A 13,414-nucleotide genomic window follows, 5' to 3' on the forward strand; every position below is an offset into this window, starting at 1 on the left:
TGAGTGACGACGAGCAAATGCGGAGTTCGCCATTGGGTCATCAGACCCGATATGTATGGTGGGTCACAGTTCGGCCGGAACCGGGTGTCGGTCACACGACGCCAGAGCCGGTCGGGCGCATTCGCTCTCGGCTCCAGGCCGTGCGGCCAGAGCGGGCAATCACTGCGTCCTCGGGGGCAGACGTGTGGTGTTTTGACAACGGAGTACATGTGATCGTGCAGGCGGGAACGAAGAATCGGATGGCGAGCCATCCGCGGGGATCGGCGGTGAACCGCCGAGTACACACGGAGACGGGGCGCCCGGCGAACGGGCGCACAGCACACGACGGTGGTCGTCGGTGAGCCCGCTCAACCTGGTGCGGCACCGTCGTGGGCCGCAGCGTCCCCTGCAGTTTCCCCGCCGAGCCGCGACCATCGTCGTCGGTGGCGCTCTCGTCGGCACCATGGTCCTGGGCACCGCGTCGTCGAGCGCGCACGGCGTGCTCGCCGCCGCGACACCGGAACAACCCGAGGCCCCGGTCGTCGTCGCCGACGTGGTGCCGGGTTCGCCGGTCACCCTCCTCGGTTTCGCACCGCCGCCGGAGAAGCCGGCCGCCGCACTGCCCGCGCCCCAGTTCCGGCTCGCGAACGATCTCCCGTCCGGCCCGCTGGGCATCCCCGGCGTGGTCCTGCAGGCCTACAAACTCGCGGCCAACCGGGTCGGCGCCGAGAGCCCGCAGTGCAAGCTGCCCTGGTTCCTCCTCGCCGGCATCGGCCGGATCGAGTCCAACCACGCGAGCAACGGCTCGGTCGATCAGTACGGCACCACGATCAACCCGATCGCCGGCCCCGTGCTCGACGGATCGCTGGCCGGCAACGCCGTCATCAAGGACACCGACGGCGGCCGCATCGACGGCGACCCCGAACACGACCGCGCCATGGGACCGATGCAGTTCATCCCCAGCACTTGGGCGTCGTGGGGCTCCGACGCCAACGGCGACGGCAAGGCCGACCCCAACAACATCTTCGACGCGACCTACTCGGCGGGCCGCTACCTGTGCGCCGGGGTCAGCGACATCATGGGTGAGGGCACCCGCGTCGCTGCGGTCCTGCGATACAACCGCTCGATGGAGTACGTGGCGAACGTGCTCGGCTGGGCGGGCGCCTACGCCACCGGCGTGATGCCGACGAACCCGATCCCCGAGGCCAAGCGCAAGGCTTCGAGCTCCAAGAGCAAGAGCAAGTCCAGTTCTTCCTCGTCCTCGTCGACGCCGCCGTCGGGACCGTCCTCGTCGTCGCCCTCGGTACGCAAGCCGGCACCCCCGCCGCAGAACTGCTTCATCGTCTGCCTGCCGACGATCACCCTGCCCGGACAGGCACCGCCGCCGACCAAGAAGCAGGCACCGATCACCAAGAAGGCGCCCCAGCCGAACCCCCGCGTCGGGGTGCCCGGACCCGCGACGACTCCGGTGCCCGTCCGCTGATCCGGCCCCCCGCAACCGTCCCCGGGACCACCACCGGGGTCTGCCGGTGACGCCGGTACGCTGGAGCAGATGACTACAGGAGTTGCGCCCACGGAATCGGCAGTTCGCGCCGCTCTGGGCAAGGTGAAGGATCCGGAGATCGGCAAGCCCATCACCGACATCGGGATGGTCAAGTCGGTCACGATCAACGACGACGCGAGCGTCGATGTCGGGATCTACCTGACGACGTCGGGATGCCCTCTGCGCACCGAGATCACCCAGCGCGTGGAGAAATCCGTCGCCGATGTCGCCGGTGTCGGCGCAGTGCGCGTCGAACTCGACGTCATGGACGACGAGCAGCGCACCGAACTGCGCAAGAAGCTACGCGGAGACAAGGCCGAACCGGTCATCCCGTTCGCCCAGCCCGGGTCCCTGACCCGCGTCTACGCCGTCGCCTCCGGTAAGGGCGGCGTCGGAAAGTCCAGTGTCACGGTCAATCTCGCGACCGCACTGGCCGAGCGCGGACTCACCGTCGGTGTTCTCGACGCCGACATCTACGGCCACTCCGTGCCGCGGATGCTGGGCAGCGACGCCAAACCCACCCAGGTGGAGCGGATGATCATGCCGCCGATGAACCACGGCGTGCGGTTCATCTCCATCGGCCAGTTCACCGACGGCAACACCCCGGTCACCTGGCGCGGGCCGATGCTGCACCGCGCACTGCAGCAGTTCCTCGCCGACGTCTACTGGGGTGACCTCGACGTCCTCCTGCTCGACCTGCCGCCGGGCACCGGCGACGTCGCGATCTCGATCGCACAGCTGATCCCGGGTGCCGAGATCCTGGTGGTCACCACCCCGCAGCAGGCCGCGGCCGAGGTCGCCGAACGCGCCGGTGCGATCGCACTGCAGACCCGCCAGAAGATCCTGGGCGTCGTGGAGAACATGTCCTGGCTCGAACTGCCCGACGGCACCCGCATGGAACCGTTCGGTTCGGGTGGCGGCGAGAAGGTCGCCGAGCGACTCACCCGTGCGGTCGGCGCCCCCGTCGAACTCCTGGGTCAGGTGCCGTTGGAGACCGCCCTGCGCGAGGGCGGCGATGCGGGTGTCCCGGTGGTCCTGTCGGCCCCCGACTCCCCCGCCGGATCGGCCCTGCGGGCGATCGCCGCGAAGCTGGCCGTACGCAAGCGCGGGCTCGCCGGCATGAGCCTCGGACTCGACACCGTCCGCCACTCCTGAGCGGTCAGGTCAGGTCGCGTCCCAGTCGGTGACGGCGGGACGACGACCGGTCCGGCGTTCGGCCTGCGCACCACCCGAGGACGGCTCGGCCGACGGTGTGTCGGTGCTCTTGTCGAGCGACATCGGCGCCGACACCGGTTTGATCGGCGGTGCCGGCGTGGTGCTGCGATCGACGGTCGTGGCGTCTTCTCCCAGACGGAACAGTGAGTCGTCACCGTCCAGCAGATGCTTGGTGACGATCGAGCGAGGCGTCATGCCCCGGAGCTCGTTGAGGTCGGCGAGCGGTTTGCGCAGGTCCTCGAACTCCGGACCCAGTTCGTCCTTGAGCTGGTTGGTCGCGCCGGTCGCGTAATCGCGGACCTTGCGCAACGACTGCATCGACCACGACACCGCGCCGGGAAGTCGTTCGGGTCCGAGGATGACGAGGGCCGCCACGATCAGGATCGCGATCTCGCCCCATCCGATACTGCTGAACATCTACCTCGTCCCGGTGTCAGTCGCTCTGCGGCGTGATCTTGCCGTCGAACGTGCGCCCGTCCCGCCAGTACTGGAACGGGATCTCCTCACCGATCTTCGCGGTCCGGACCGCGACATTCAACTCGTCGGCGCTCTCGATGGGCCGTCCGTTGAACGAGGTGATGACGTCGTTCTCGCGGACCCCCGCGCGTTCGGCCGGTCCGCCGGAGACCACGTTGCGCACCTGCGCGCCCAGGACCCGCTCGTTGCGGACCGAGCTGGCGTTGATGCCGATCTGGGCGTGGTTGACCTTGCCGTCGCGGATGAGGGCCTCGGCGATGGGCTTGGCCTCGTCGATCGGGATGGCGAAGCCGAGGCCGATGGAACCGCCGCCGGCACCGAGCCGACCTGCGGTGTTGATACCGACGACCTTGGCGTCGGCGTTGACCAGGGGGCCACCGGAGTTGCCGGGGTTGATGGAGGCGTCGGTCTGGATCGCGTCGATGACCGCATCGGTGTCGGACTCGGCGTCGGGAGTGAGGGCCACCGCACGGTTGGTGGCGCTGACGATGCCGCTCGTCACGGTCCGGTTGAGGCCCAGTGGCGATCCGAAGGCGACGACCTCCTCGCCGATCTGCAGATCTTCGGAGCTACCGAGGACCGACACGGTGGGATTCTTCACGTTCTCGACCTTGAGCACCGCGAGATCGGTCTTGGGATCACGGCCGACGATGCGGGCGGCGACCCGCTGACGGTCGAAGAAGATGACCTCGAGCTTGGCGGCCTTGTCGTTCGCGGCCATCGCGATCACGTGGTTGTTGGTGAGGATGTACCCGGCCTTGTCGATCACGAAGCCCGAACCGGTCGAGTAGGCCCCGGAGGCGCGTACGTCGATGGCGACGACGGACTTCTCGACGGCCCGCGCCACCTCGGCGATCGACGAACGCGGTGCCGATCCGTCGCCGGAGTCGTCGGTGGACAGCTCGACCGAATCGGTGGTCAGCGGGGCCGCGACCTCGGCGGTCCAGCGCCCCATCAGGCCGCCGACGAGAGCGATGAGCAGGGCGATGATCGCGAGTGTCGCAAGCGCGCTCCAGCTGATCCGGTTGCCCAGCAACACATCTCGCACACCGAGCTTGGGTCCGGGGTCGGTGGCCGGGGCCGACGACGCGGTCGGCAGTGCCGGGTCGACGAGTCGCGCCGGGCTTTCCGGGTCGCGCCAGGGGTCGTTGGCCCGTGGCTCCTCGTCGGTCTGGCCGTACGAGGCGAGCGGGTCGCGCTGGAGGGTCTCGTCGGAACCCGGCGGGCGGCCGAAGGCCTCGGCGAGCACGGGATCCGGATCGGCGACATGGGGCTGCGGCGCGGAGTGATTGTTCGGGGTGGTCGCGAACGACCCGCGAACCCCCGAGGGCCGGCCGAAGACCTGCGCGGTCGACGGCGACACCGGGGAGTGTCGTGCGCGCCCGGGCGTCAGGCGCTGGGTGTTCGGGGGATCTTCGCGGCGGGCGAACTGGGCGTCACCACCGGGAGTCGAGGTGTCCTCGTCTTGCGATCCGGTTCCGTCGGCCACGTTCACCGACCCCGACGGCGGAAGTTGCGGCCACGGCCCGTGTCACGCGTGAGCGGGTTCGCGGGCGGACGCATCGCGTCGCGGGCGCCGGGGATGCCGTCGGTAGGGGCGTCCGAGCCGAGATCGATCTCGCGGGTCGGGATCTGGGACAGTGCACCGAGCAGGGATGCGGGCACCGACACCTGACCGGACTCGCGGAGTCGGGTGCGGGCCAGGGACTGTGCGTCGACGGCTGCCACGCATTCCGGGCAGAGCGCGAGGTGGTGGGAGGCGCGGGCGTGCGCCGACATGCCGAGCTCCCCGTCGACGAAGGCGGCGACCGCCTCGGGGGCGAGATGTTCGGTGGGTGCGAAGCGGCGTCCGCCGGCGGTGCCGGGCGCGCGATAGCCGCGATTGGGCAGGAAGGACGACGGGGCCGGTGTCCAGGAGTCCGCACTCCAGGAGGACCGCCGGCGACGGAGATTGGGGGTTGGGGGCTCGATACCGCCGCCCCGGGTCGGACGCCCGCGATCGCCGTCCATCATCGTCGGTCACCCCTCTCCACGACGTGTCCGCCGCAATCCGATCTCAGCCTGCCGAGTCTGTTCGCCACGGTACTCACCGCCGGCGGACTGTGCTGCCGCACGTGGCGTGCACGCAACGTCTCAGCTTATCCGAGTCAGACAACGACGCTCGTCGCCTTGTGGTTCCCGGACTCCGCCGAAGAGTCGGCGGAGGTGAGGTGTCCGACGATCGACCGATCCCGGAACGACACCTCAGCTGCGCGCGCCGATGGCGACGGAACGGCTGCTGGTGTGGCCCTGAGCCGCCAGCGCGTCGCGGATGCTCTGCCGGCCGCGATGGATACGGCTGCGGACGGTGCCGAGCTTGACGCCCAGCGTCGCGGCGATCTCCTCGTAGGACAGGCCCTCGATGTCACAGAGGACGACGGCGGCGCGGAAGTCGGGCGCCAGCGAATCCAGGGCACGCTGCAGATCGGGATCGAGATTGGTGGCGTCGAAGATCTGCTGCGGGTCGGGGGTGTCGGCCGGCACGCGGTCGTACTCCTCCGGCAGCGCCTCCATCCGAATCTTGCTACGGCGGCGGACCATGTCGAGGAACAGGTTGGTGGTGATGCGGTGCAGCCAGCCCTCGAAGGTGCCGGGCCGGTAGTTCGACAGCGAACGGAACACCCGGATGAAGGTCTCCTGGGTGAGATCCTCGGCGTCGTGCTGATTTCCCGACAGCCGGTAGGCCAGGCGGTAGACGCGGTCGGCGTGCTCGCGCACCAGTTCGTCCCATGACGGCATCAGCATTTCGTCACCGGTGGCGTCGAAACCTGCCGTGCCCGCCGGAACGGCAGGCACGTCGTCGATGGAATCGCGGGAATCGGTCATGGTGGGTGGTCGGTTCCTCTCTCGTGAACACAGCCCGGTGACCCTGAGCACTCACCGTGTGGAACAACGTCGCACCGATCGGGTATTCCCCATTCGGCGGGCGTTCACACCAGCCTGGAGCGGAATTACCGTCAACCGGACGCCCTTACCCTCTCCTACCGGAGTGTGGTCGCCGTATGAGTCGGCTGAGTGTTCCCTGAGGATGTGGGGCGACCCGGATTCGCGCAGGTCGGCGTGCCATGTCCGGGTTGGACCGAGCGGCGGTTAACCTCGACGCGTGACCGAGTCAACCCCGTCCGCCGGCCCCGATCTGATCGCCTACGCCGAGTCGGCGATCGTCGAGGACGATGCCGTCATCGCCGCCCGTGCCCGCGCCGAGGAACTGGGCGCCACGCCCGTGAGCCCGGCGGTCGGTGCGCTGCTGGCGCTCCTGGCCCGCACCGCAGATGCCAAGGCGGTCGCCGAGATCGGGACCGGCACCGGCGTCAGCGGTCTGTGGTTGCTCAACGGCATGGCCGCCGACGGTGTCCTGACCACGATCGACCCCGAGCCCGAACATCACCGCGCGGCGCGGGCATCGTTCGCCGGGGCCGACATCTCCCCCGGCCGGACGCGTCTGATCAACGGCACGCCCACCGATGTGCTGCCGCGCCTGTCCGACTCGTCGTACGACCTGGTCTTCATCGACGGGCCGCTGCTGGACCTGCCGCGGTTCGTGACCGAGGCGGTACGCATGCTGCGCGACGGCGGCGTCGTCGTGGTGCACAATGCGACCGCCGACGGCACCGTGGGCGACCCGTCCCGCACCGACCCGCCGACGGCCGCTGCCCGCGAGGCCGCCCTGCTGATCGCCGACGACGAGCGCCTCCTGCCGGTCGTCATCCCGCTCGGGCCCGGCGTGTTGGCCGCCGTCAAGACGCGCTGACCGCAAGACAAACCCACCCTTTTTCGGCAAACCCACCACCCGTGCGGGTGGTGGGTTTGCCGAAAAAGGGTGGGTTTGCGTGTTCTACACGTCAGTCGAGAAGCGGATTCCGTTGTCGGGGATCTCGATTCCCGGCCACACCCGGGCGCCGCGCAGCAGTTCGCAGCGCGCGCCGATGTCCGCGCCGTCGCCGACGACGGTGTCACGGATCAGGGCCCGCGGACCGATACGTGCGCCGAAACCGATGATCGAGCGCTCGACGACCGCGCCGGCCTCGATGACCGCGCCGTCGAAGACCACCGCACCGTCGAGGCGCGCGCGGGGGCCGACCTCGGCTCCGCGGCCGACCACGGTGCCGCCGATGAGCAGCGCGCCCGGGCCGACGCCCGCACCCTCGTGGACCAGCGACTCACCGCGACGGTCGCCGAGTGCCGGCGACGGCGCGATGCCGCGGACCAGGTCGGCCGAACCGCGGACGAAGTCCTCCGGGGTGCCCATGTCGCGCCAGTAGGCGTGGTCGACGTGCGCGTGGACGTGCTTGCCCTCGGTGAGCAGACGCGGGAACACCTCACGCTCCACCGAGACGGGCACGCCGTACGGGATCGATTCGATGATCTCGCGCTCGAAGACGTAGGTGCCGGCGTTGATCTGGTCGGTCGGCGGGTCCTGGGTCTTCTCCAGGAAGGCGGTGACCCGACCGTCGGCGTCGGTCGGCACGCAGCCGAATGCGCGCGGATCGCTGACCCGGACCAGGTGGATGGTGACGTCGGCGTCGGCCTTGCGGTGGGTGTCGATGACGTCGCGGACATCGGTGCCGCCGAGCACGTCGCCGTTGAAGACGACGATGGTCTTGGCGGTCAGCTCGTCGAGGACGTTGCGGATACCGCCGCCGGTGCCGAGCGGCTCCTCCTCGGTGACGTAGCGCATGCTCAGTCCGAGCTTGGAGCCGTCACCGTAGTACTCGCTGAACGTCTCGGCCTTGAACGAGGTGCTGAGGACCACATCGCGGATACCGGCCGCCTGGATGCGCGACAGCAGGTGGGTGAGGAAGGGCAGGCCCGCAGTGGGCAGCATCGGCTTGGGCGCCGACAGGGTTAGCGGGCGGAGCCGGGTGCCCTTGCCGCCGACGAGGACGACCGCCTGGACGTCCTCGGCGACCGGGCCCGATCCCCCGACGGCTTCACTCCCCACCGAGTCGCGCACGGTGTATTGATCCACTTGATCGGTCCCTTCTTCGTGATGATCGGTACTCACTTCAGCACCTATCCGTTGGTTTCGCTCGTCGGGGTGTCCTGGGCCGACAGCGCGCGGCGGGCGGCCCGTACCGCGAGACGGGAGCGCACGGCCAGTCCGGCCCGCAGCGCCAGCCGCAGCGGGGCGCGTAGGACGCCGGGGTTGCGGTCGGCCTGGAACCGGTAGGCGCTCTCGTGGTGCGCGGGCAGCATCTTCTCCGGGTGCCGGCCCGCGCTGTGTCCCTTGGTGTGCACGATCTCGGCGGAGGGCACGTAGACGTTCTGCCAGCCGGCCTTGGCGAGTCGGTCGCCGAGGTCGACGTCCTCCATGTACATGAAGTAGCGCGGGTCGAAGCCGCCGACGGCGTCGAAGGCCTCGCGACGCATCAGCAGGCACGAGCCGGAGAGCCACCCGACGGCCCGTTCCGAGGGGGCCTCGTCGTCGGCGCGGTAGGCCGCGGTCCACGGGTTGGACTTCCACACCGTGCCGAGGATGGCGTGGCCGGTGCCGGAGACGAGGTCCGGGACACGACGCGCCGACGGGTAGACCGTGCCGTCGGGTTCGCGGATCAGCGGTCCGAGCGACCCCGCACGCGGCCAGCGTTGCGCGGCGGCGAGCAGCTCGTCGATCGAGCCGGGCTTCCACTCGACGTCGGGGTTGGCGATGAGCACGAACTCGATGTCGGGATCGAGTTCGGCGACGCCGCGGTTCATCGCACGCCCGTAGCCGAGGTTGCCGCCGGTGCGGACCAGCGTGACGGACTCGTAGTCCTGCTCGGCCTTCTCTGGTGCGCCGTCGTCGGAGCCGTTGTCGGCGATGATGACCTGCGGCATCACGTCGGTCACGGCGTCGAGACTGCGGAGGAATGTCGCGAGGTGATCACCGGAGGAGTAGGTCACCGTGACGACGGCTAGCTGAGCGGGCACCGGCTCAGGGTAACGAACCCTCTGACGCGGCGATCGACGCGTGCAGCGCGGCACGCCAGTCCCGCAGCGGGGTCAACCCTGCCGCGGCCCAGGAACGCCCGGAGAGCACCGAGTAGGCCGGGCGCGGTGCCGGGCGCGGGAACTCCGCCGTGGTCGTGGGCAGCACGCGTGACCGTTGGGCGCCGACCTCCTCGAAGACGGCCGCGGCCACGTCGAACCAGGTCGCGTGACCCGCGTTGGTGGCGTGCAGGACGGCGCCGGTGACCTCGGGGCGGGGCCCGGCGGCGACGAGTTCCCACAGCCCGTCGGCGAGGTCGATGCAGTACGTGGGCGACCCGAGCTGGTCGTCGACGACCGACACGGTCTCGCGCGACTTCTCGAGGCGCCGCATCGTCCCGACGAAGTCGCGGCTCTCGGGACCGCCGGTGTACACCCAGGCGGTGCGCACGACCGTGGCGCGCGGGTCGGCCTCGAGGACGGCGCGTTCGCCTGCGAGTTTGGTGGCCCCGTAGACGGTGGCCGGTTCGCCGCTCACGTCGTCCGGTTCGTAGCCCTCCGGACGATCGGAGTCGGGTGCGGCACCGGGGAACACGTAGTCGGTGGAGACATGGATCAGCCACGCCCCCGCGGCGGCGGTGTGGGCCGCGAGCACTGCGGGACCGGTGACGTTGACGCGGCGGGCACCGGCGAGGTCCGATTCGGCGCCGTCGACGTCGGTGTAGGCGGCACAGTTGACGACGACGTCCTCGGGACCGAGGTCGCCGAGTGCGGCCGCCACCGACGTCTCGTCGGCGATGTCGATGTCGGCCGAGGTCAGCGGGCGCCACACCACGGAGTCGGGTGCCTGCGCCGACCTCCCCTGGAGGGCGGTGCCGAGCTGACCGCCGGCGCCGACGATGTACACGGTGGGGGTGCTGGGCGTGACACGCATGCGCACCATCGTGCCGCAGACCACGGTGGGCCACGACTCCACGTCATCCACGTGACGACCGCTACTCGACTCCTCGGCGTTGCGTTCTCGAATTCCCGAATCACTTCAGTAGCCTGGCGACAGCACAACACCAACTTTCACTTCTGCACCGACAATCCCATGGCGCGGACCGACCGGGCGCCACCGTCGAGCAGCTTGATGACCGCGAAAGGGATCGCTGACCAGTGGATTCACCATCCGACGGCGCACGTGGGCGGCCGCGCCCCCGGCGTGCGGTACCGCCGGAGCCGGGTAACCGGCGCACTCCGGATGCCGACAACGGCCGACGGCCCGTGCGCGGCGAACGCGCTGGTGAACCGGGACGGCCCAGCCAGGGAGCCCGCCCCCGTCCCGTGGACGCCGAGGCGGCCGGCCCCCGACGCCGCGTGGTTCGGCGTGCGCCCGAGCAACCGACCCGAGCCGAATCCGCACAGCGTGCGCGACGCCAGCCGCCCCCGGAACGGATCCCCGCCCGGGACGAAGGGATGCCCCGACGACGCCACGCCGACGAGCGTGATCCCCGGCGGCGCGTGCCCCCGCAGGATCCGGCATCGCCCCGCCGTCCGCGTCGTGCCGACGAGCCTCTAGGTCGACGATCCTCCGGCGAGATCCACACGCGATCCAAGCCCGCCGAACGGCAGCAGCCCGCACCGCAGGACCCTGCCCGCAAGCGCCGGCCCCGCCCCGACGCCGAGCAGGCCACGGCCCCGGCGAAGAAGAGCGCCGCGAAGAAGGCCGGGCCGGCGAAGGCAGGACCTCGGAAGGCGGCCGCCCCGAAGTCCGGCGCCCCGAAGTCGGCCGCTCCCAAGGCGACTGCCGAACAGGGTTCGGTCCAGAACGCCGTCCCGAAGAAGGGGGCATCGAAGTCGGGCGCCCCGAGGACTGGTGCACCCTCGAAGACCGGGGCACCCTCGAAGGCCACCACCGGCACTCCTCCACGCCGGAAGCGCCGGTCGGCCACCGCCGGCGCCGCCGCGGTGTCCGAGAAGCTCTCGGTGAGTGGAGAATCCACCGCGCCGGCGACTCCGCCGACCGCACCTCCCGGCACCTCGTCGCGCCCGCGCGCCCATTGGGCATCCGGAGCCGGGTGGGGTCGTGCGCTGATCGCGATCGCCTCGGTCGCCGTGCTGCTGTGCACCGGTTACGCCTGGAACACGATGTCCGATCTCGAGACCCGCATCACGCAGCTCGGTGGCCTCGGCCTGGGCGGCGCGAAAGACGGCGCCGTCGACATCCTGTTGGTGGGCACCGACTCCCGCACCGACGCGAAGGGCAACCCGCTCTCGCCGGAGGAGATCAAACTCCTCCGGTCGGGCGAGGAGGTGGCCACCAACACCGACACCATCCTGCTGGTGCGTATCCCCGAGGACGGTTCGTCGGCCACCGCGATCTCGATCCCCCGTGACTCCTACGTCGACGTGCCGGGAATCGGCATGAGCAAGATCAACGCCGCCTACGGCACCACCCGCGAAGGCGTGCGCGCTCGCGCCGTCGAAGCCGGGCAGTCACCCGAGGAAGCGGAGAAGGAAGGCACGCTCGCGGGCCGGAAGGCATTGGTGGACACCGTCGCCAACCTCACCGGCGTCCAGGTCGACCACTACGCGGAGGTCGGTCTGCTCGGCTTCGTCCTGCTGACCAATGCGGTCGGCGGCATCGACGTCTGCCTCAACGCGCCCGTCCGGGATCCGTTCAGCGGCGCCCGGTTCCGCAAGGGTGTCCAGACCCTCAACGGCCCCCGCGCCCTGAGCTTCGTGCGTCAACGTCACGGACTCCCCCGTGGCGACCTCGACCGCATCACGCGGCAGCAGGCCTTCATGGCGTCGCTGACCCAGAAGGTGCTCTCCGCAGGCACTCTCACCGACCCGGGCAAGCTCTCGGAGATGCAGAACGCGGTCGCGCGCTCCATCGTGATCGACGACGGCTGGAACATCATCAACTTCGCCGAGCAGCTCAAGGATCTCAGCGGTGGCCGCGTGAAGTTCGCGACCATCCCGATCGTGACCGAGCAGGGCTGGAGCGAGGACGGGATGCAGTCCGTCGTCGAGGTCGATCCGCAGGCGGTCAAGACCTACACCAGCGATCTCCTCACCCCGCAGCAGGCGGGCGGCGACACCCAGCGCGGCGACTTCAAGGTCGACGTCGTCAACGCCGGCACGATCGACGGGCTCGGGTCGAATGTCGCGAACATCCTGACCAACAAGGGTTATCAGTCCGGGGAGACCTCCAGCGGCAAGGCCGACACCAAGGACTCGGTGGTCTACGCCAAGGAGAACGGCGACGCCGCCCGACTGCTCGCCAAGGACCTCGGCGGCGTGAAGGTCGTCGAGGACCCGAACCTCGCCGATGACCAGCTCAAGGTGATCCTCACCAACACCTACGCCGGACCGGGCGGACTCGGCGACACCGGCGAACAGACCGACAACACCCCGGCCAGTGAACGCGTCGGCAACAAGCGGCCGCCGATCACCGCCGGGACCAAGGGGCCGATGTGCGTGAACTGAACAGTCCGAACACGGTCGCCGACGCGATCTTCGGTGCGGTGGCGGATCATTCGCGTCCGCTGCTGACCTACTACGACGAGGCGACGGGCGAGCGCACCGAGCTGTCGGCGGCCACACTCGGCAACTGGGCGGCCAAGACCGCCAACTATCTCGCCGACGAGATCGGTGTGGGCGCCGGGGATGTCGTCGTGGTGGACCTGCCCGAGCACTGGCAGACCGCCGGAATCCTGCTCGGTGCACTGTGGGCCGGCGCCGACGTCCATGTCGCGGGTCCCGACGCCACGGAACCGGCATCCGAGCCGCTGGTGGTCTTCACCTCGCGCGATCGTCTCGACGATCATCCCGACGCCGACGAGGTCGTGGTGGCGTCTCTCGATCCGTTCGCCCTGCCGCTGCGTGATCTACCGCCCGGCGTCGGCGACTACGGGAGCGTCGTGCGGGTGCACGGCGACCAGTTCATCTCCCGGTCCCCCGCCGTCGAGGCGCTCGACGGCACCCCGACGGCCGAGGTGATCACCGAGGCGCGCGCCGTCGCCGAGCGCGACGGCATCGCCGCCGGCACCCGTGTGGTGTCGACGCGGCCGTGGCACACCGCATCCGGCGTGCTCGCCCACCTTCTCGCGCCGCTCGTCACCGGCGGCAGCCTCGTGCACGTCGCCAACGCGTCCGCGGAACGTGTGACCGCGATCGCCGATGTCGAGAAAGCCGGAGTCGTCCTACCCCGATAGCCGCAAATGCCGCGCGACCCCACGGGAGCAGACACCAAGGCCCCGCGGGATC

The 13,414-nt window shown here is 70.1% G+C and carries 12 protein-coding genes; 5 read left to right on the forward strand and 7 right to left on the reverse strand.

What is annotated here, in order from left to right; genetic code table 11:
• Nucleotides 1-337 precede the first annotated feature (337 nt).
• Entirely contained in the window at nucleotides 338-1,462 is a 1,125-nt protein-coding gene (locus M1L58_RS07330; protein WP_248658366.1) for a lytic transglycosylase domain-containing protein, read from the forward strand.
• Between the two features lie 69 nt (nucleotides 1,463-1,531).
• Nucleotides 1,532-2,677, forward strand: a complete 1,146-nt coding sequence (locus M1L58_RS07335; RefSeq protein WP_040535543.1) for an Mrp/NBP35 family ATP-binding protein — start codon at nucleotides 1,532-1,534, stop codon at nucleotides 2,675-2,677.
• A gap of 9 nt (nucleotides 2,678-2,686) precedes the next feature.
• On the opposite strand, the gene tatB is transcribed toward M1L58_RS07335, so the two are convergent.
• The 4 genes from tatB to sigE all read right to left on the reverse strand — a co-directional run bounded on the left by tatB (nucleotide 2,687) and on the right by sigE (nucleotide 6,079).
• Complete coding sequence (gene tatB, locus M1L58_RS07340) at nucleotides 2,687-3,154, reverse strand: Sec-independent protein translocase protein TatB (RefSeq protein WP_248658367.1); 468 nt, start codon at nucleotides 3,152-3,154, stop codon at nucleotides 2,687-2,689.
• 16 nt (nucleotides 3,155-3,170) lie between these two features.
• On the reverse strand, nucleotides 3,171-4,709 hold the full coding sequence (locus M1L58_RS07345; protein ID WP_248658368.1) for a S1C family serine protease: 1,539 nt from the start codon (nucleotides 4,707-4,709) through the stop codon (nucleotides 3,171-3,173).
• Nucleotides 4,706-5,227 (reverse strand): hypothetical protein, encoded by a 522-nt coding sequence (locus M1L58_RS07350; RefSeq protein ID WP_006865859.1) that lies wholly within the window; start codon nucleotides 5,225-5,227, stop codon nucleotides 4,706-4,708. The genes M1L58_RS07345 and M1L58_RS07350 overlap by 4 nt, the downstream gene beginning before the upstream one ends.
• Before the next feature lie 231 nt (nucleotides 5,228-5,458).
• Nucleotides 5,459-6,079, reverse strand: coding sequence for an RNA polymerase sigma factor SigE (gene sigE, locus M1L58_RS07355; protein ID WP_248658369.1), 621 nt, complete (start codon nucleotides 6,077-6,079; stop codon nucleotides 5,459-5,461).
• 277 nt (nucleotides 6,080-6,356) lie between these two features.
• On the opposite strand from sigE, the gene M1L58_RS07360 reads away from it, so the two are divergent.
• Nucleotides 6,357-7,004 carry an O-methyltransferase gene (locus M1L58_RS07360; protein WP_006360466.1) on the forward strand — a complete coding sequence of 216 codons (648 nt, stop codon included), beginning with the start codon at nucleotides 6,357-6,359 and terminating at the stop codon, nucleotides 7,002-7,004.
• 84 nt (nucleotides 7,005-7,088) lie between these two features.
• On the opposite strand, the gene M1L58_RS07365 is transcribed toward M1L58_RS07360, so the two are convergent.
• The 3 genes from M1L58_RS07365 to rfbD are packed head-to-tail and all read right to left on the reverse strand — an operon-like array spanning nucleotide 7,089 to nucleotide 10,103.
• On the reverse strand, nucleotides 7,089-8,222 hold the full coding sequence (locus M1L58_RS07365; RefSeq protein WP_154882873.1) for a sugar phosphate nucleotidyltransferase: 1,134 nt from the start codon (nucleotides 8,220-8,222) through the stop codon (nucleotides 7,089-7,091).
• Nucleotides 8,223-8,266: 44 nt separating this feature from the next.
• Complete coding sequence (locus M1L58_RS07370; RefSeq protein WP_248658370.1) at nucleotides 8,267-9,163, reverse strand: glycosyltransferase family 2 protein; 897 nt, start codon at nucleotides 9,161-9,163, stop codon at nucleotides 8,267-8,269.
• Nucleotides 9,164-9,167: 4 nt separating this feature from the next.
• Complete coding sequence (rfbD, locus tag M1L58_RS07375) at nucleotides 9,168-10,103, reverse strand: dTDP-4-dehydrorhamnose reductase (protein ID WP_248658458.1); 936 nt, start codon at nucleotides 10,101-10,103, stop codon at nucleotides 9,168-9,170.
• A 515-nt stretch (nucleotides 10,104-10,618) separates the two neighbouring features.
• Here rfbD and M1L58_RS07380 point away from each other — a divergent pair.
• Nucleotides 10,619-12,634 carry an LCP family protein gene (locus M1L58_RS07380; protein ID WP_248658459.1) on the forward strand — a complete coding sequence of 672 codons (2,016 nt, stop codon included), beginning with the start codon at nucleotides 10,619-10,621 and terminating at the stop codon, nucleotides 12,632-12,634.
• Complete coding sequence (locus tag M1L58_RS07385; protein ID WP_248658371.1) at nucleotides 12,622-13,362, forward strand: TIGR03089 family protein; 741 nt, start codon at nucleotides 12,622-12,624, stop codon at nucleotides 13,360-13,362. The genes M1L58_RS07380 and M1L58_RS07385 overlap by 13 nt, the downstream gene beginning before the upstream one ends.
• Nucleotides 13,363-13,414: the final 52 nt, after the last annotated feature.

This window comes from Gordonia sp. C13, assembly GCF_023218005.1.
GTDB lineage: Bacteria > Actinomycetota > Actinomycetes > Mycobacteriales > Mycobacteriaceae > Gordonia > Gordonia namibiensis.

Bases quoted from the DNA above. Each gene is read 5' to 3' on its own strand.
- M1L58_RS07380 (WP_248658459.1), top strand. From the start codon at position 10,619: ATGCCCCGACGACGCCACGCCGACGAGCGTGATCCCCGGCGGCGCGTG.
- M1L58_RS07335 (WP_040535543.1), top strand. From the start codon at position 1,532: ATGACTACAGGAGTTGCGCCCACGGAATCGGCAGTTCGCGCCGCTCTG.
- sigE (WP_248658369.1), bottom strand. From the start codon at position 6,079: ATGACCGATTCCCGCGATTCCATCGACGACGTGCCTGCCGTTCCGGCG.
- rfbD (WP_248658458.1), bottom strand. From the start codon at position 10,103: ATGGTGCGCATGCGTGTCACGCCCAGCACCCCCACCGTGTACATCGTC.
- M1L58_RS07350 (WP_006865859.1), bottom strand. From the start codon at position 5,227: ATGATGGACGGCGATCGCGGGCGTCCGACCCGGGGCGGCGGTATCGAG.
- tatB (WP_248658367.1), bottom strand. From the start codon at position 3,154: ATGTTCAGCAGTATCGGATGGGGCGAGATCGCGATCCTGATCGTGGCG.